The sequence below is a fragment of the Janthinobacterium kochi genome (genome assembly GCF_051380715.1).
In the GTDB taxonomy this organism is placed as follows: Bacteria; Pseudomonadota; Gammaproteobacteria; order Burkholderiales; family Burkholderiaceae_D; genus Janthinobacterium.
Window position 1 is genome coordinate 246,199 of the sequence record NZ_JBNYXO010000003.1, and the last position, 15,956, is coordinate 262,154.

General features: G+C 62.5%; 22 protein-coding genes. 1 reads left to right on the forward strand and 21 read right to left on the reverse strand.

Features of this window, described 5'->3' with window-relative positions:
* Window positions 1-64 precede the first annotated feature (64 nt).
* From ACQ4WL_RS08770 to flgB, 9 genes are read right to left on the reverse strand one after another with little or no spacing between them, the layout of a single operon-like run.
* Window positions 65-457, reverse strand: a complete 393-nt coding sequence (locus ACQ4WL_RS08770; protein ID WP_436509360.1) for a rod-binding protein — start codon at window positions 455-457, stop codon at window positions 65-67.
* On the reverse strand, window positions 457-1,569 hold the full coding sequence (locus ACQ4WL_RS08775) for a flagellar basal body P-ring protein FlgI (RefSeq protein WP_436509361.1): 1,113 nt from the start codon (window positions 1,567-1,569) through the stop codon (window positions 457-459). The genes ACQ4WL_RS08770 and ACQ4WL_RS08775 overlap by 1 nt, the downstream gene beginning before the upstream one ends.
* Before the next feature lie 9 nt (window positions 1,570-1,578).
* Window positions 1,579-2,253, reverse strand: a complete 675-nt coding sequence (gene flgH, locus ACQ4WL_RS08780) for a flagellar basal body L-ring protein FlgH (RefSeq protein ID WP_436509362.1) — start codon at window positions 2,251-2,253, stop codon at window positions 1,579-1,581.
* Complete coding sequence (flgG, locus tag ACQ4WL_RS08785) at window positions 2,253-3,041, reverse strand: flagellar basal-body rod protein FlgG (RefSeq protein ID WP_436509363.1); 789 nt, start codon at window positions 3,039-3,041, stop codon at window positions 2,253-2,255. The genes flgH and flgG overlap by 1 nt, the downstream gene beginning before the upstream one ends.
* Window positions 3,042-3,073: 32 nt before the next feature.
* Window positions 3,074-3,802, reverse strand: a complete 729-nt coding sequence (locus ACQ4WL_RS08790) for a flagellar basal body rod protein FlgF (RefSeq protein WP_436509364.1) — start codon at window positions 3,800-3,802, stop codon at window positions 3,074-3,076.
* A gap of 26 nt (window positions 3,803-3,828) precedes the next feature.
* Complete coding sequence (locus ACQ4WL_RS08795; protein WP_436509365.1) at window positions 3,829-5,007, reverse strand: flagellar hook protein FlgE; 1,179 nt, start codon at window positions 5,005-5,007, stop codon at window positions 3,829-3,831.
* A 58-nt stretch (window positions 5,008-5,065) separates the two neighbouring features.
* Window positions 5,066-5,719 (reverse strand): flagellar hook capping FlgD N-terminal domain-containing protein, encoded by a 654-nt coding sequence (locus ACQ4WL_RS08800; protein ID WP_436509366.1) that lies wholly within the window; start codon window positions 5,717-5,719, stop codon window positions 5,066-5,068.
* Between the two features lie 3 nt (window positions 5,720-5,722).
* A complete protein-coding gene (gene flgC, locus ACQ4WL_RS08805) occupies window positions 5,723-6,139 on the reverse strand; it encodes a flagellar basal body rod protein FlgC (RefSeq protein WP_034757795.1) in 417 nt (138 codons plus the stop codon).
* 8 nt (window positions 6,140-6,147) lie between these two features.
* The gene (flgB, locus tag ACQ4WL_RS08810; protein WP_034758109.1) at window positions 6,148-6,510 is read right to left on the reverse strand and encodes a flagellar basal body rod protein FlgB; all 363 of its coding nucleotides are present in this window, start codon (window positions 6,508-6,510) and stop codon (window positions 6,148-6,150) included.
* Window positions 6,511-6,815: 305 nt separating this feature from the next.
* On the opposite strand from flgB, the gene flgA reads away from it, so the two are divergent.
* Complete coding sequence (gene flgA, locus ACQ4WL_RS08815; RefSeq protein WP_436509367.1) at window positions 6,816-7,412, forward strand: flagellar basal body P-ring formation chaperone FlgA; 597 nt, start codon at window positions 6,816-6,818, stop codon at window positions 7,410-7,412.
* Window positions 7,413-7,418: 6 nt separating this feature from the next.
* Here the strand turns inward: flgA and ACQ4WL_RS08820 are convergent, their stop codons facing one another.
* The 12 genes from ACQ4WL_RS08820 to ACQ4WL_RS08875 form a co-directional block, all read right to left on the reverse strand.
* A complete protein-coding gene (locus ACQ4WL_RS08820) occupies window positions 7,419-8,171 on the reverse strand; it encodes a glycoside hydrolase family 73 protein (RefSeq protein ID WP_436509368.1) in 753 nt (250 codons plus the stop codon).
* A complete protein-coding gene (gene flgN / locus ACQ4WL_RS08825) occupies window positions 8,158-8,598 on the reverse strand; it encodes a flagellar export chaperone FlgN (RefSeq protein WP_436509369.1) in 441 nt (146 codons plus the stop codon). The genes ACQ4WL_RS08820 and flgN overlap by 14 nt, the downstream gene beginning before the upstream one ends.
* Window positions 8,595-8,885 (reverse strand): flagellar biosynthesis anti-sigma factor FlgM, encoded by a 291-nt coding sequence (gene flgM, locus ACQ4WL_RS08830; RefSeq protein ID WP_436509370.1) that lies wholly within the window; start codon window positions 8,883-8,885, stop codon window positions 8,595-8,597. Before flgM ends, flgN begins: the two co-directional genes overlap by 4 nt.
* Window positions 8,886-8,901: 16 nt before the next feature.
* Entirely contained in the window at window positions 8,902-9,963 is a 1,062-nt protein-coding gene (locus tag ACQ4WL_RS08835) for a flagellar motor protein MotB (protein WP_436509371.1), read from the reverse strand.
* Window positions 9,890-10,804, reverse strand: a complete 915-nt coding sequence (motA, locus tag ACQ4WL_RS08840; RefSeq protein ID WP_436509372.1) for a flagellar motor stator protein MotA — start codon at window positions 10,802-10,804, stop codon at window positions 9,890-9,892. The genes ACQ4WL_RS08835 and motA overlap by 74 nt, the downstream gene beginning before the upstream one ends.
* A gap of 57 nt (window positions 10,805-10,861) precedes the next feature.
* Entirely contained in the window at window positions 10,862-11,605 is a 744-nt protein-coding gene (locus tag ACQ4WL_RS08845) for a FliA/WhiG family RNA polymerase sigma factor (RefSeq protein ID WP_436509373.1), read from the reverse strand.
* Between the two features lie 33 nt (window positions 11,606-11,638).
* Window positions 11,639-12,103 (reverse strand): flagellar basal body-associated FliL family protein, encoded by a 465-nt coding sequence (locus ACQ4WL_RS08850; protein ID WP_436509374.1) that lies wholly within the window; start codon window positions 12,101-12,103, stop codon window positions 11,639-11,641.
* Window positions 12,104-12,114: 11 nt separating this feature from the next.
* Window positions 12,115-13,269: a flagellar hook-length control protein FliK gene (locus ACQ4WL_RS08855; RefSeq protein WP_436509375.1), complete on the reverse strand. Its 1,155-nt coding sequence runs from the start codon at window positions 13,267-13,269 to the stop codon at window positions 12,115-12,117.
* The gene (locus tag ACQ4WL_RS08860; protein ID WP_436509376.1) at window positions 13,266-13,544 is read right to left on the reverse strand and encodes a hypothetical protein; all 279 of its coding nucleotides are present in this window, start codon (window positions 13,542-13,544) and stop codon (window positions 13,266-13,268) included. Before ACQ4WL_RS08860 ends, ACQ4WL_RS08855 begins: the two co-directional genes overlap by 4 nt.
* 31 nt (window positions 13,545-13,575) lie before the next feature.
* Complete coding sequence (gene fliS / locus ACQ4WL_RS08865; protein ID WP_436509377.1) at window positions 13,576-13,965, reverse strand: flagellar export chaperone FliS; 390 nt, start codon at window positions 13,963-13,965, stop codon at window positions 13,576-13,578.
* A 51-nt stretch (window positions 13,966-14,016) separates the two neighbouring features.
* A complete protein-coding gene (gene fliD / locus ACQ4WL_RS08870; protein WP_436509378.1) occupies window positions 14,017-15,426 on the reverse strand; it encodes a flagellar filament capping protein FliD in 1,410 nt (469 codons plus the stop codon).
* 89 nt (window positions 15,427-15,515) lie between these two features.
* Complete coding sequence (locus tag ACQ4WL_RS08875; protein WP_070289072.1) at window positions 15,516-15,953, reverse strand: flagellar export protein FliJ; 438 nt, start codon at window positions 15,951-15,953, stop codon at window positions 15,516-15,518.
* Window positions 15,954-15,956 lie beyond the last annotated feature (3 nt).

Consider the following 15,956-nt stretch of genomic DNA (forward strand, 5'->3'; position numbering starts at 1 on the left):
TGAAGAGTGTGGCGCGTGCGGGTGGGCAGGCATTGAATCGTTCTTACCTTGTACAGGCGACGCTTCAGACAGATTTATTAAGCGGCGCCGCAATATTGTCGCTCTTGACAGCGCTGCTGGCGGCCACGGGGGCGCCAGCGGCCGGCAGCAACTGGCGCAGGATGGCGTCGGCGATGCCGAAGGCGCGCTGGCCGGCCATCTTGTCGGCCACCAGGTTGTCGGCCATTTCCAGCATGTCGCTGTTGATCGGGTCCTTGAAGACGCTGTCCTCGCCCGCCATCTCGCGCGTGCCCGAACGCATCTGGCGCAGCATGTGCGAGATGAAGAAGGCTTCGAACTTGACGGCCGCTTCGGTGGCCTTGGCCGCGTAGCGCGGATCGGCCGGCGTGGCCGCGGCGGGAGTCTTGTCGTCGAGCGCCGAGGGCAGGGCGCTGCTGCTGTCGTTTACATTAAGCATCAGATGACCACCAGTTCGCCTTCGATAGCCCCAGCCTGGTCGAGGGCTTGCAAGATTGCCATGATGTCATCGGGCGAGGCGCCCAGGCTGTTGACCACGTCGATGATGGACTGCAGCTTGGCGCCGGCCGGCCATTTGAACATATTGCCATTGCCCTGGTCGACGGACACTTTCGATTGCGGCGTCACGGTGGTCTGGCCGCGGCCGAACGGTGCCGGCTGGCTGACGTTGGAACTTTCGGAAATGACCACTTTCAGCGAGCCGTGCGTGACGGCGGCCGCCTTGACGCGCAAGCCTTCGGCGATGACCACGGTGCCGGTGCGCGAATTGAAGACCACTTTCGGCGTGTCGACGCCCACATCGACGCTCAAGGCTTCCAGCTTGGCCATGAACGCCACGCGCTGGGTCGGGTTTTCCGGCGCCAGCACGTCCACGCTGGTGGCGTCGCGCGTGGTGGCGACGGCGCCAAAGCGGCGGTTGACGGCTTCGACGATATTGATGGCCGTCTCGAAATGCGGGTGGCGCAAGTTCAGGGTAACGGAAGGTTTGGTGGAAAAGTCGCTGATAATCTCGCGCTCGATGTTGGCGCCGTTGGGAATGCGGCCCGAGGTGGGCGTGTTGACGGTGACGGACGAGCCGCTCTTGCCGGTGGCGTTCAAGCCGCCGACGACCACGTTGCCTTGCGCCAGCGCATACGTTTCATTGTCGGCGGCGCGCAATTGCGTCAGCAGCAAGGTGCCGCCGCGCAAGCTTTTCGCATCGCCCAGGGACGAGACGGTGACGTCGATGGCCTGGCCACGGCGGTATCCAGGTGGAAATACGGCGCTGACCATGACGGTGGCCACGTTCTTGCTTTTCGCTTCGGCGCCGTCCGGCATCTTCACGCCGAACTGCTTGAGCATGTTGACTACGGATTGGCTGGAAAACTTCACCTGGGTGGTGTCGCCGCTGCCGTTCAGGCCCACGACGAGGCCGTAGCCGACCAGCGGGTTGTCGCGCACGCCCTCGATGCTGACCAGGTTGCGCAGCACTTGCGCGGCGCTGGCGGGCAGGGCAAAGCCGGAGAGTACGGCCAGCATGGCTGCCAGGGGCAGGGCGGAACGAAATTTCATGAGTTCACCTTAAAACGGCATCCATGGGCCGACGAAAAAGCGCGTCAGCCAGCCTGGTGTATTGGCTTCGGCCAGGGTGCCCTGGCCGGAATAGGCGATCTGTGCATTGGCGATGCGCAACGAAGACACCTGGTTGTTGGAATCGATGTCGGCCGCGCGCAGGTAGCCGCGCAGGCGCACGAATTCCTCGCCCTGGTTCAGGGTCAGCGTTTTCTCGCCCTGCACGCGCAGCAAGCCGTTCGGCAGCACTTCCTGCACGATCACGGTGATGGCGCCGGACAACGCATTTTGCTGCGTGCTGGTCGAGTCGCCGGCGAAGTTGCGGTCGGCCGACAGGTCGATGCCCGTCTTGGGGAAGGTCTTGCCCAGGATGTTGGCAGCCTGAACGCCGACGGACGAGCCCTTGTTGAACGAGGTGCCGGCCTTCTTGCTGGCCTGTGTGGTTTCCTGCAGGGCCACCGTGACGACGTCGCCCACGCGGAAGGCGCGGCTGTCCGAGATCAGGTCCAGGCCCGCATCGGGATTGAACACGCCGCCGCCCACGCCGCCGCGCGCCGCACTGCGCGGCGCCACGGGCAGCGGCGTGTCGGAAAAGCTGGGCGCCACCGGCGCGGCCGGCTGGCTGGCGCAACCGGCCATCAACACCAGCAGCAGGGCCGCCGTGGCTTTCATGGCGACTGTCATCAGCGCGCCGCTTGCGCCAGGTATTGCAGCATATTGTCGGCTGCCGACAGCACCTTGGTGTTCATTTCATAGGTGCGCTGGGCAGCGATCATGTCGACCATCTCTTCGACCACCTGCACGTTCGAGCCTTCCAGCGCATACTGTTTCAGCTTGCCCAGTGCGCCTTCGCCGGGACGGCCTTCCGTCGGCGTGCCGCTCGATGCCGTTTCCTGGAACAGGTTTTCACCGAGCGCCAGCAAGCCGGTCGGGTTGACAAAGCTGGAGAGGTTCAGCTGACCCAGCTGAGTGCCGGTTACATTGCCCGGCACAGTGGCCGTGACCATGCCGTTTTCGCCGATGGTGATCGCCGTCGCATTGTTCGGCACGGTGATCTGCGGCACCAGGGGCAAGCCCTGGGCGTTGACCATCACGCCATTTTCATTCAGGCTCAACTGGCCGGCGCGCGTGTAGGCAGCTTCGCCGTTCGGGCGCAGCACTTGCAAAAAGCCGTTGCCGGTGATGGCGACGTCGAATTCACGGCTCGTCGTTTGCAGGCTGCCGGTGGTAAACACCTTTTGCGTGCCCACCATATGCGTACCGTTACCCAGCTGTACGCCCGATGGCGAGAGGGTGTTGTCGGCGCGCTGCGTGCCCGGCTGCTGCTCGACCTGGTAAAACAGGTCTTCGAAGACGACGCGGTCGCGCTTGAAACCGACGGTGTTGACGTTGGCCAGGTTATTCGCGATGGCTTGCAGTTTGGCATCTTGTGCCTGCACGCCGGTCTTGCTGATCCACATTGCTGGATTCATGTGTTGCTCCTAGTAATTGATTGGCGTTGGGCTTAAGCGCCCAGCAGGCGGTTGCCGGACTCGGTCATGGAATCGCTGGCCTTGAATACTTTCATCTGCATCTCGAAACTGCGGTTCAGGCTCATGGTGGCGACCATTTCCTCGACGGCCGAGACGTTGCTGCCTTCCAGGTGACGGTCGCGCAGGCGTACCGTCGGGTCAGCCTGCAAGTCTTCGCCGCTGCGCGCCACGATCAGGCCCGCCTCGTTCTTGGTCAGTTCGCCGCCTTCGGCGTTGACCAGCTTGAGCTTGTCGACGGTCTGCATTTGCGCGGTGCCCGGCACCTGGATGGAAATCGTGCCATCGGCGCCGATCGACAGGCTGGTGTGCTCGGGAATCGTGATGGGACCGCCTTCGCCCAGCACGGGCCGGCCGTTGAGGGTCAGTGCGCCCGTTTCATCGAGGTCCATGGCGCCGGCGCGCGTGTAGGCTTCGCCGTTCTGCCACTGCACCGCGAGAAAGCCGGGGCCCGTGATGGCAACGTCGAGCTCGCGTCCCGTTTCCTTGATGGCGCCCGTGCGCGTGCCGATGGCGCTCGATTGCGTCTGCGTCATGTGGCGGTCGTCGTAGCCATAGCCGTTTTGTAACGGCTGGGCAGTGGACACTTCCAGGTTGGCGCGAAAGCCGCCCGTCTCGATATTGGCCAGGTTGTTGGCGTGTACCTGCTGTGCCCGCAGGGCACGGTCGGCCCCGCTCATGGCGGTATAAATCAGCGCATCCATTGCTCTTTACCTTTGCGTATCGTGGATTACAGCGCTTGCATCAGCGATTGCAGCATGGCGTTCTCGGTCGAGATGACCTTCGAGTTCGCCTGGTAGTTACGCTGCGACGTCATCAGGCCCACCAGTTCGGAGGTGATGTCGACGTTCGACTGTTCCAGCGAGCTCGTCACCAGTTTGCCGGCCATGCCGACGCCCGGACGGTCATAGATGGCGGTGCCGGACGTGGTCGAGGCGACCCAGCTGGTATCGTTGACGGCCGTCAAGGCGCCTTCGTCGGGGAAGGTGGCCAGGGCGATCACGCCGATGCTTTGCTTCTGGCCATTCGTGTATTTCGCGACGACGGAGCCGTCATCGGCCAGTTCCACGCCCGTGTAGGTGCCCGAGGCATAGCCGTCGGCGCGGTCGGTCGAGGTGGTCGCTTCGCCGGCGAACTGGGTCGTGCCCGTGTAATCGATGGCGATCGACAGCGGCGCGGCGCCGGTCGGCGTGCCCAGTGCCAGCGGGACCGGCGCGGTCATCGTCAGCTTGCCGTTCGTGTCGAAGGCCATGCTCGTCACTGGCGCCAGATCGGCGTTGTCCAAGGTGTAGTGCACGTCCACGCCCGTTGCCGTCTTGACGAAGTACTGGCCCAGCGAGTGCTTGGCACCCAGCGAATCGTAGACGATCGACGACTTGGCGCTGTTGTAGCTCAGTTCATTGGTCTTGTTGAAGGGCACAGCCTTGATGGTCCATTCGGACGACATGTTGGCGGCATACGCCAGCTTGGTCGACGCCACGGCGGGAATCTGGCCCGTCGGAATGAGCATGTCGCCCATGGTGCCCAGGGTGGTGCTGCCTTTGACGGCGGCATAACCCTGCACCAGGCGACCGTTCGAGTCGATCAGCTTGCCGTCATTGCTGGCCGAAAAGATGCCGACGCGGCTGTAGCTCATGGTGTTTTGCGCATCGCGCGCGACGAAATAGCCGCGGCCGTCGATGGCCGCGTCGAGCGCGCGGCCCGTGTTCAGCACGCCGCCATTGAGCGACATGCTTTGCGTGATCGAACCGATTTCCGTACCCGTGGCGCGCGAACCGGCATACATGGCCGAGAAGTTGGCGCGGCTGCTCTTGAAGCCGTAGGTGCCGGCATTGGCGATATTGTTACTGGTGCTGTTCAACTGTTGGTTGATGGACTGGATACCGGACAGGGCGATGTCGAAACTCATGTTGACTTCCTTTAGTGAAGGACGAGATTAGTGTGCAGGAAACGAAGGGGCGAGCGGATCAGGCCGTCTTGCCGTTAAAGCCGGTGATCGCGCCAGGGTTGACTTCGCCCAGGTTCGACACGCTCAGTATCATGCTGCCGCCGGACGACAGGCGCACGCTGTTGAGCTTGCCTGCGATGTCGACCGTCGGTTTTTCAGTGCCGCTGGTGCTGACCTTCATGCTGTAGGTGCCGGCAGGTAAGCCAAGGGCCACGGGATCGATGGTAAACGGCACCGTGCCGGGCGACTTGGCGCCCAGTTCGATCTTGTATTCCTTGTCGTCCTGCCCTTTCAGGGTCACGGTGGTCTTGGTGGTGCTGGCGGCCAGCGCGATGCTGCCGCTGACCTTGCTCTTGTCGAGCTGGACGGTTTCGCTGTTGACCATCACTTCGGAGCCCACTTGCGCGCCCAGGGCCAGCACTTGCATCGACTGCAGCACGCTGGCATTGGCGCTGGTCAGCGCCGACAGGTTTTGCATCGCTTCCGTCTGCGCCTGCTGCGTCAATTGATTGACGAACTGGCTCGGATCGGTCGGCGCGAGGGGATCCTGGTTCTTGATCTGCGCGACCAGCAACTTGGTGAACATATCCTGGGTGGCATTGCCTTGCGACTTGACGGCATTGCTGTTGCTGTTGCTGCCGCTGTTGTTATTTGTAAAGAGATTGGTTTCCATGGATTATGCTTCACCTAATTTGAGGAGCGATTGCTGCATCGACTTGATGCGGCCCAGAACTTCGACATTTGTTTCAAACGCGCGTGAAGCCGACATCATGTCGGTCATCTCGGCTACCTGGTTGACGTTGGGGTAGAACACCATGCCATCGGCATTGGCCATCGGGTGGCCCGGTTCATACACCTTGCGCAGCGGCTCGTCGCTTTGTACCACGTCGAGTACCTGCACGCGTCCACCGGCGCCGCTCGCTCCGGGACCATCCATCACGGCCGCAAACACGGGTTTGCGCGCACGATAGGTTTCGCCTTCGGAACCGGCAACGGAATCGGCATTGGCCAGGTTGCTGGCGATGGTATTGAGGCGCACGGTTTGCGCCGCCATCGCCGAACCGGCGATCTTGGAAATATCCTGGAAGCTCATGCTGATCCTTATTGTCCGGAAATGGCCTTGGATAGACCCTTCAGTTTCATGTTGACGAAAGTCAGGCTGGTCTGGAAGTCGGTGGCATTCTGCGAGAACGCCGCCTGCTCGACGCCGATTTCGACGGTGTTGCCGTCGCGGCTAGGGTGGTAGGGGACGCGGTACAGGGCACTGGCATCGTCGTCGGTCGACAGCAGACCGGCCTCGTTGTCCTGCAGCTGCTGCAGGGCGCTGCCGAAATCCATGTCCATGGCCTGGAAGCCGGGCGTGTTTTCATTGGCGATGTTGGCGGCCAGTACGCGTGTACGGTCGGCACGCAGCGCGAGTGCATCGGCGTGCACGCCCAGCGCATCCTTGAAATTAATCCCCATGGTCATCCTTTGTGTTGAATTCGTTCGTGCTTTTTGCGGTTCGGGCCAGAAAATAGGTGGTGCAGAGGTAAAATGCCAGCCTGGTCATGTTGACGCATGGTATGGTCATGCCGCTTCAGTATCTTTGATTAAGGTTAGCAATGATTTACTTTGAGAACTATTCCATGATGTCGAACAAGGCGCCATGTCGTCAGATACTGCTTTCTGGCCTAATTTTACTGACCAGCCTATATAGTAGTGCAGGTCGCGCAGAATTGCCAGCCGACAATATATTTTCGCGTGTGGAACAGTTAGCGCGAGAGCAATTGGCGCAGCAGGCAGCCACGGCAGGGTTGCTGGAACCGCAGTTTCAGGTGGCCGTGGTGAAAAGCACGCGCCCCATGCCGGCTTGCGCGGCGCCTGTCGCGCTGGAAACGGCGGACAGCCGTTCGGCGCAGCGCATGCGCTTTGTCGCAGTGTGTCCTGGAAGCAACGGTTGGCGTTACGAAATGTTGGCGCGCGGCAGCATCACGGCCCAGGTCGCCGTCACCAGCGCACCCGTCACGGCGAATACGCCGTTGCAGGCGGACGACGTGACGCTGGCGCGGCGCGACGTGACGATGGTGCCGGATAGTATTTCTTCCTTGCCCGGCGCCGTCGGCCTGTCAAGCCGGCGCAGCCTGCGCGCCGGCGAAGTGCTGCGCCAGGGGCAGCTGGCTGCGCCCATGCTGATCAAGCGGGGTAGTGCGGTAAATATCGTGGCGCGCAAGGAGCAGGTGGAAGTGAGCATGGCCGGCGAAGCGATGGACCCGGGAGCGCTGGGGCAGGTGATTCGCGTGCGCAACGCCACCAGCGGCACGGTGATACGTGCCAGGGTGGTCGATGCGGGCGTGGTCGAACCGGCCGATATGGCCGGCCGTTAAGGAAGGTCAGTCTGCGGCGGCCGTGCGCTGCAAGCGCGTCGCCAGCTGTGTCAGCTTGGTGGCGTAGTGGGGATCGGTAGCATAGCCGCCGCGCGCCAGGCCTTGCGCGAAGGCGCCCGCGTCGGTACCCGTGTTCAGGGCAGCGCGGTAGCGTGGGTTGTCGAGCAATACCTGGGCATAGTCGCGGAAGGCGCTGGCCTGGTCCGGGTAGCTGCGGAAACGCTCGGTTTTCTTCAGCGCCGTGCCGCTGCCCGCCTCGTATTCGGTGGTGACATTGCTGGCCACGTCGCCCTGCCATTTGCCGCCGGCCTTGATGCCAAACAGATTATTCGTGTCCGCACCCGTGCCCTGGCGCAGCGGACGCTGGCCCCAGCCCGATTCCAGCGCGGCGTGGGCGGCGACAATTTCCGGCGCCACGCCCAGGCGCGCGCCCGTTTCTTGCGTCCACGGCTTGATCGAGGCGAGGAACTGCTGCTGCGTTTCGCCGATCTCGCCGCCCTGGTTGATGCTTCCCAGCACATTGACGGGCTGGCTCTGCTCCAGGTAGGCGCGTCCTTGCGGACTCAGGCTGGTGGCGTTGCCGCCACCCTGTTCGATGAAGCGGGCCACCTCGCCCTGTACTTGCCGGAACACGCTGCTGAAATTGCCGCTCGAGCTGGTGGCGTCAGTGGCGCGCATATTGCTTTGCACGGCATGCGTTGCCGCCGTCGATGGTGTCGCCGCCGTGGCGCGGGGTGTGGGGAAATCAGCCTGGCGCATACGTATCTTCCTCGCCATGCAGCACGCGCTGCATGATGCTGTACTGCTCTGTTAATAAATCACTGTTGCGGGTATTCAATCGCTTGCATTCCAGCACCATCTGCTCCAGCGCGGCCCAGTCGGCCTCGGCCTTGTTGCGCGCGTCTTCTTGCAACAACGCAAACAACTGCGCCATATCGCCTTGTTGGCCCAGCAGGGCAGTGACGAGGCAGACGCGCTGGCGGCGGCGCGCATCGAGTGGCTCGACGGCGGCGATGACCTGGTCGGCCAGCGCCGTCAGCTGCGCGCTCTGGTGGTGCAAGGTGGCCTGGAATTGCTCTTCCAATAATGTTTTCAGGACGGCGTAGCCGACGTTGTCGTCAGTCATGCCTTGCAGTATACGGCGCATGGCTTCCTGGCGCGTGATGCCCTTGCGCGGCGCGGTCACGATTCACCGCCGTGGAAACGCTGGATCAGGCCAGCCAGTTTCGCTGGATCGAATGGCAATTCGCCCTTGGCCAGCGCATCGCGCAGCATGGCCACGCGCTCGTGGTCGATCTCGGGCATGGCGCGCAGGGCGGCCATGGCCGGCTGCAGCACGGCCGATTGCAATTCTGCCCCGGCCGACGAGCCACCCATGGCGCCGGCGGCGCCCGCGTTCTCGGCGATCGCCTCGGCCGGCACGATGGCGCTGCTGCGTACGGCAGCGCCGGTATTGCCGGAGGAGATTTTCATACGTTGTCCCTTGCCCTTAATTTGCATGCTCATCGCGCTCCTTCTTTGCGGGCAGGCCCAGTTTTTCGCGCAGGCGTTGCAACGTTCCCGCGTCCGGTTCGCCCACCTGCAGCTCTTCGCCTTGTGCCTTTTGCCCGGCCATGCCGAACATGGCGGCGATGCTGTCTGCCTGTCCACGCGTCAATATTAACAGTTCGATGCGGCGGTTGATGCCGGCGCTGGCATTTTTCACGTCCAGCGGCGCGCGGTCGGCCATGCCCACCACTTGCAGCACGCTTTCCGGATTCATGCTGCCGATCAACAATTGCGCGCGCGCCGACATGGCGCGGTTGGCCGACAGGGTCCAGTTCGAATAGCCTTCATAGCCGTTATTGGCGTATTGCATCGAGTCTGTGTGGCCGACGATCAGCATCTGGTTGTCCATCTGCGCGAAGACGGGACCCATCTGGCGCAGCAGCTTGCGGAAACGGTCGGTTGGCACGGCGCTGCCGCGCACGAACATGCCTTGCTTGTCCGTATCGTGCAGCATGACGCGCAAGCCGTACGGCGTGATCACCGATTGCAGATTGCTCTTCAAGCCCGCTTCGTCGCTGAGCTTGTCGAGCGCGCGCGACAGCGACAGCAGGTCTTCCGGCGACTGGTAGCTGACCTTGGTCTGGTTTTGCGGCGCCGCGCCGGCCTTGCCGTCCTGCGTCTGCTTGCCTTCCGTGCGCGTGTCGCCTGAACCCTTGCGGGGCATGGGGAAGCGCTCGATCAGGCTGCCACGCGGACCGCCACTCTGTTCCGGCATGACGCCCTGGCCTTCGCCCTGGCGGCTGCTGGCCGACGCGTCCATCATGATTTCCTTCATCGCCTGCTGCTCGCGCGCGGCCATCAGCCACAGCACGAGGAAGAGCGACAGCAGGGCCAGGCAAAAGTCGGCGAACGCTACTTTCCAGGCGCCGCCGTGGCCATCGTCGTCATGCTTGCGACCAGCACGCTTGATGATGGCCTGTTCATGTTTCTCATGCGGCTTTAGCACGGCGGCCTCCCCGGCCTTGGCCCTGCTCTTGTTCGGCGCCGCCAGCTTCGAGCGCATTGATCCAGCTTTCCAGCTGGGCGAAGCTCGGCTTGATGTTCAGTTGCACCAGGCGGCGGCCCGCATCGATGGCCAGCAGGGGCGGCTTGCCCGCCACGTGCGTGACCAGCACGACCTTCACGCATTCCATGGTCGAGCCTTCCTCGCCCACCAGCTGTTTCATCATGTTGCACATCGGATCGAGTACGCCGTAGCAAAAGAAGATACCGATGAAGGTACCGACCATGGCGGCGCCCACTTTTTCCGAAATTTCCGCCGCATCGGCGCCGTCGGCCACGGAATTCATGGCCATCACGATGCCCAGAACGGCGGCCAGGATACCGAAACCGGGCATGGCTTCGGCGATCTTGTGCAGGGATTTCGACGGTTGCAGCAATTCGTCGTGGATGGCTTCGAGTTCCTGTTCCAGCACGCCTTCGAGCTCATGCGCGTTGATCTTGCCCATCGCCATCAAACGGAAGTTGTCGACGATGAAGGCCAGCAGCTTCGGCTCTTCCAGCACCAGCGGATAGCGCTGGAACAAGGCGCTTTCACGCGGTGCCTCGACGTGGGCGTCGAGCGCCTTCAGGCCGCCGGCCGCCGTTTGCAGCAGTTCATACATCAGCAGCAGCAACTGGCGCTGGAATTCCGAGCCTTGCTTCTTGTGCGTGACGATCTTGCGCATCTGGTGCAGCATTTCCCCGAGTACATGCTTGGGGTTGCCCAGCACCAAGGCGCCGACGGCGGCGCCGATGATGATGATCAACTCGACCGGTTGCCAGATCGCGTGGACGGTGCCGCCCATCAGGGCGAAGCCTCCGAATACACACCCCATCACGATTAAGATACCGATAATTACCATGTCAACTGCCTTTCTGCGTCATTGTGCTGCGTCAATTTGATGGATAGTGCTTGATACTTATGCGTCTTGCAGCATGGCTTTCATCTTGCCCAGCGCCGTCTTGTTCAGCTGGCAGACGCGGGCGTCGCTCAGGTCCAGCACGGCGGCAATTTCTTTATAGCTCAGTTCGAATTCGTAATACATCTGAATCACGCGCTGCTCGCGTTCGTCGAGCGCGCGCAGGGCTTGCTCCAGGCTGCGCCGCACCATCAATTGCTCTTCCGGGCTCGGTGCGCTGTCGGCCTGCCCCAGGCTTTCCTGCAGCACTTCGTCGAAACTGACGATCAGCTCGGCATTTTCCGCCAACTGGTATTCCTGGAAGGCTTCCGGCGTCAGCTTCAGGGCGGCCATGATTTCCGCTTCCAGCGGCTCGCGCCCCAGGCGCCGGGTCAGGGCGCGCACACTGTCGCGCAGGCGATGGCTTTCCTGGCGCACCGCGCGCGGGCGCCAGTCCTGGCGCCGCAATTCATCGAGGATGGCGCCACGGATGCGCAGGCTGGCATAGCTGCCGAAAGACTGGTCCGGCACGCCGTAGCGGCGCAGCGCTTCGAGCAAGCCCATCAGGCCGATCTGTTCCATGTCGTCGCGGTCGATGGCGCCCGATACCTGCGAATTGAGCTGGCGCACGATGCGCTTCACCAAAGGGGCATACGCCACCAGATGTTGTTGCTCTTCAGCAACGCTGAGCACGGCCGCGCAAGCGCTGGCAGCGGCGTATTCGCCGGCGCCATACGCTTCCTGGTATTGCTCTACATAGGCCACGGGATCTCCCACTAGGTCGGCTGGCGTGTTGGCTTATTCAATGATCAGCTTGCCGACCATGACTTCGGTGTAGGGTTTTTCTATCTGTTCACGTTCGTAGCTGAGATTGAAGGCCTTGTTGAGCTGCTCGGCGTATTGCTCCACCGTCATGGATTGTGCCTTATCCATGGGGAAGCTCGACAGGGTGCTGACGGCGATCGAGCGCATCAGCGGCAAGTGGTCCTTGGTCAGCTTTTCCTTTTCCTCGGTGGTGGCGATCACCAGGTCGGCCGACAGGTAATGCGTCTCAGCTTCGCCGGGGCCGCGGCGCAGCATCACGATGACCTTGTCCAGCGTGAGGAACTTGCGGGCCTTCTTGCCCGTGGCAGGCGGTGGCGGGGCTTTTGCTTCGGCAACCTCGGCATGGCCGGCGACCGGCTTGGCCAGGTACCACATGGCGCCGCCAGCCGCACCGGCGGCCAGCACTGCCACGGCGATAAAGCCGGCGATCAGTTTCATTTTCATATTCATCAGGCAGTCTCTCGCTCGTGCATGGCATAAGTGGTAGCGGCAGTGCTGCCGTCGGACAGAGCGCGGCCCGGCTCGGCATCGTCCTGCTGGCGGCCCGGTTGACGCTGGCCGCGCGCATCGCCTTCGGCAAACGCTTGGGCGGCAGGGCTGCGCGGGGTGGCGCTGATATTCACTGCCACGTCGGTGTACTGACGCTGTGCCAGGTCGCTGCGCATGTTTTCGCCGATGCCTTGCAACTGGCGCAAGACTTCCGAGTTCGACGCCGTGACGTTCACCTGCAGCGCCCCGGCCGTGTGGCGGATGGAAATTTCAATGCGGCCCAGCATGGGCGGATCGAGGCGGATTGTCGCGTGTTCGCTGTTGCGGCCGATCTGCGTCTGCAGGCGTTCGCCCAGCGCTTCGCGCAGCGGCTCCTGCCATTGCTGGGCAGGGCCGTTGAGTTTGATGGTATCGCCGGCCGGGGCCGCCATGGCGGTATTGCCGACCGCGCCCGTCAGGCCCAGGTTGGGCGCCGGCGTCGCGGCGCCACGTTCGCCTTCGCGCGCGGCAACGGCTGGGGCGGCGACGGCTGTTGCCGGCGTGCTTTGCTGCAGCAGCGATTCGAAAGGCTGTGTCGGCACGCTGCCTTTGGCAGCCGTTGCCGGGTTGGCTGCAACCAGCGGTTCGCGCATGTCGCGCCCTGCCGGTTGCGCCGTTGCTTGCGCGGTGAGGGTGATGGCCGCCGGATGCAGGCTGATGTTGAGTGCCGGGTTCGCCTGCGCCACATTCGCCTGCATTTGTGTCTGTACTTGCGCCTGTGCGGCGGCGCGTGTCTCCGCGAAGGCAGCGTCCGTTGGTGGCAGCATCGCCACGGGCAAACCGAGGACGGGGGCAGCCATGGCTGGCAGGCTGCTGTCGCCCTGGCTATCGCTCTCTTTGGCAGGTTCAGCCATAACGGCTTCGGTCGTCGGCTCGCCTGCGCCATCGAGCACCTGCGCAAACAGGGGCAGGGCAGCGGGCACGGCGCCATTGGTGGCGGCGGGCGTACTGCTGCCATAGCCCGGTGTGCCGGGCAAGGTGGTCGTCTGAGCCGGTGCTGGTGCCGGCGCCGGCGCTGGCGCCGCAGTAGCCGCCGGTGCCGGAGCGGCCGGTGCCGTGTTGAAGTTCATGATCATGCTTGATTCCCGTCCGAGTCGTATTCGCCGAGCGCGGCGTAGGCGACCCAACCTTCCTTATTTGCCTGTAATGCACCCAGGTGTAAGCCCAGGCGTTCTTTTTCCTCAGAGCAAATTTTAACCGCTTGCGCGTGAATTTTGCGCAATTCCAACAATTCTGTTTGTTCCAGCGCAGTCCATGCGCCCCGTTCAGCCAGTAGCGGGATGTTTTTCGCCAGGCTGGCCGAGAGTTTTTCCATCGCATCCCAGTCCGGCTGCGCGACGGCCGCGCTCAATTGCCGGCTCAGCAGCTGCAGCGCAGCGCGCCTAGGCATTGTTCGCCTGGACGCCCACCCAGCCACGCTTGATGGTGGTCATCAAGGTCGACACTTCATCGATCAGCGTCGGGTCCAGCTTGATGCCGGCCGTGTACAGACGCGCCACGCAGTAGTCGTACAGGCGCGCCAGGTTGACCACCACTTCGCCGCCATTGTCGAAATCGAGCGAGCTCGACAGACCGTTGATGATTTGCGTGCATTTATCCAGGCTGACAGCCTTTTGCTCGTAGCGCTTGCCCACGATATGCCCGCGCGCGCGCGCCAGTTCTTCCAGCAGGCCGTCCGTCAGCACCAGTACCAGCTCGACCGGTGTAGCGCGGGCGGTCTGGGAATCCAGGTTGACGGCGTGGTAATTGCCGTAAGCTTCATTGTTTAACATTATTATCTTCTCGCTATGTTAACGTGGGGCGGCGCGGCAGACGCATCCGCCTTAGGATTTGTTGTTGCTAAACATGGCATCGAACATATCGGACGTCTTGCTCATTTGTTCCTGCAATACTTGCAGGCGTGTAAATTGATCGAGGAAACGTTTGTATGCCGTGTCATATTGGGCCGTGAGGCGCTCGCCGCTCTTGACCAGGCTTTTCTGCAGCTTCTCCGTGGCGGCCTGGCGCTGGGTGATCTGACCCTTGGTGATATTGCCCCACTGGCCCAGCACCTTGTCCAGCCCACCGAGCACACCGGCAGGGGCGGACAGGCTGTTGTTGCCAAAAAGCTTGTCGAGGCCTGTCGGGTTGTCGGCCAGCTTGGCCGTCAGCTTGGCCGTATTCAGGCTGATGGTGCCGTCGCGCTGGGCCGTAATGCCGTAGGACACGAGCGATATGCCATTGACGTTCAGGCGCAGGGCGTCGCCCATGCTGCTGCGCAAGGCATTCAGACCGGAATCATGGGCAAAGATGCCTGCGGCGATGTTCTTTTCCGGGTTGCCGGGACTGGCCAGGCCATCCATCAGGGTTTTCAGCTTGTTATAGGCATCGACGAACGCTTGCACGTTGGCGGCGGTGCCGCTGCTGTCGGTGGCGACGGTCAGCGTCACGGGTGCTTCGGCAGCCGTCATGGCGCGGGTGAACGTAATTTTCACATCCTGCACGTTGGTGAAGGTATTCGATGCTTGCGTGATGGCCGTGCCGCCGGGTTTGCCGCCCAGCCAGACGATGGCATCGTCAGCCTTGACGACTTCCTTGATGTTGGCCGGAGCGATCAGCGCGCCTTTCAGCGCGACGTTGGTGACGCCGCTGGCGTCGAGCGTGGCAGCGTTTGCAATGCCCGTCGCATTCGACGTCAGGACCATTTGCGCAGTGCCGTCGATGGTGACGATGGACGCGGTTACGCGCGAATTGTTCTTGCTGTTGCCATTGATGGCGGCAGCGATTTCCTGTGGGGTCACTGTGCCGTTGCCATCCTTGTCGGAGGCGGCCAGGTCGATGTCGAGCGTGTTGTCGCCCACGCCATCGCCAATTTTCACTTTCAGCGTACCCGTGCCATCGGCGGTATTGACGCTGCTCAGACCGCCATACGACATCTGGCTGGCAGTGGCCAGTTTTTCAACAAAAAAGGAATAGGTGCCCGGCGTCGCATTGATGCCGGCCGTGGCAGAACCGTAGCCGGCGGCCGGGAAGGTGGCGGACTGGCTCAGCACCGATTTGCTGCTGGTCATGGCCGACATGGCGCTCTGGAAGGTCGAGATGGCCGACTTCAGGTTGCCCAGCGCCGTGCTGGTGTTATTGGCCAGCGCCGTTTGCGCCGCCAGGGCAGCTTTCTGACCGGCAACTGCCTTGGTCGCCAGTTTTTCAGCCGTTGGGATCGGATCGTATTGCGGTGAGGTAATTACGCTTGCCATGCCAGACTCCTGAATAAAGGGATATACCGGTACAAGGCGACCCCTATTCCCGTTTCGTGAAGTTTTCCTGAAAGAAACTTACACAAGCCTCATTTTACCTGTCCGCGGAACCAGAATTGCGTCGCCAACTCATCTTGCCGCTTGGCATCGACACGTTGTTGCTCATTTGCAACATGTTTTTGTTTTTGCGTCAGCACCTGGTCCAGTACTTCGCGCTTGGCCCAGGCCGTATTCAGGGCTCGCTGCGAGACCGCCATGTTGGCCTCGTGCAGGTGCAGGTCGGTACGGTGCTGGTCGGCCATCTGCATGACCGCCTGCTTGAAGTTGCCGCAATTGACGGACAGGGCCAGGGGCAGGGCGCCGCTGGGGCCGCTGTCCGTGTACAGGCCCGTCAAGCGTTCCAGGTTTTTCTGGTAGCGCTCGCGCACGGCCGTCTGCGCCGCCATTTCGCCTTGCAGGCGTTCCACTTCGGTGCTGCGCAGGCCGACCAGGGTGGTCAGGTTGCGGATGGTATGCGCGTCGCTCACATA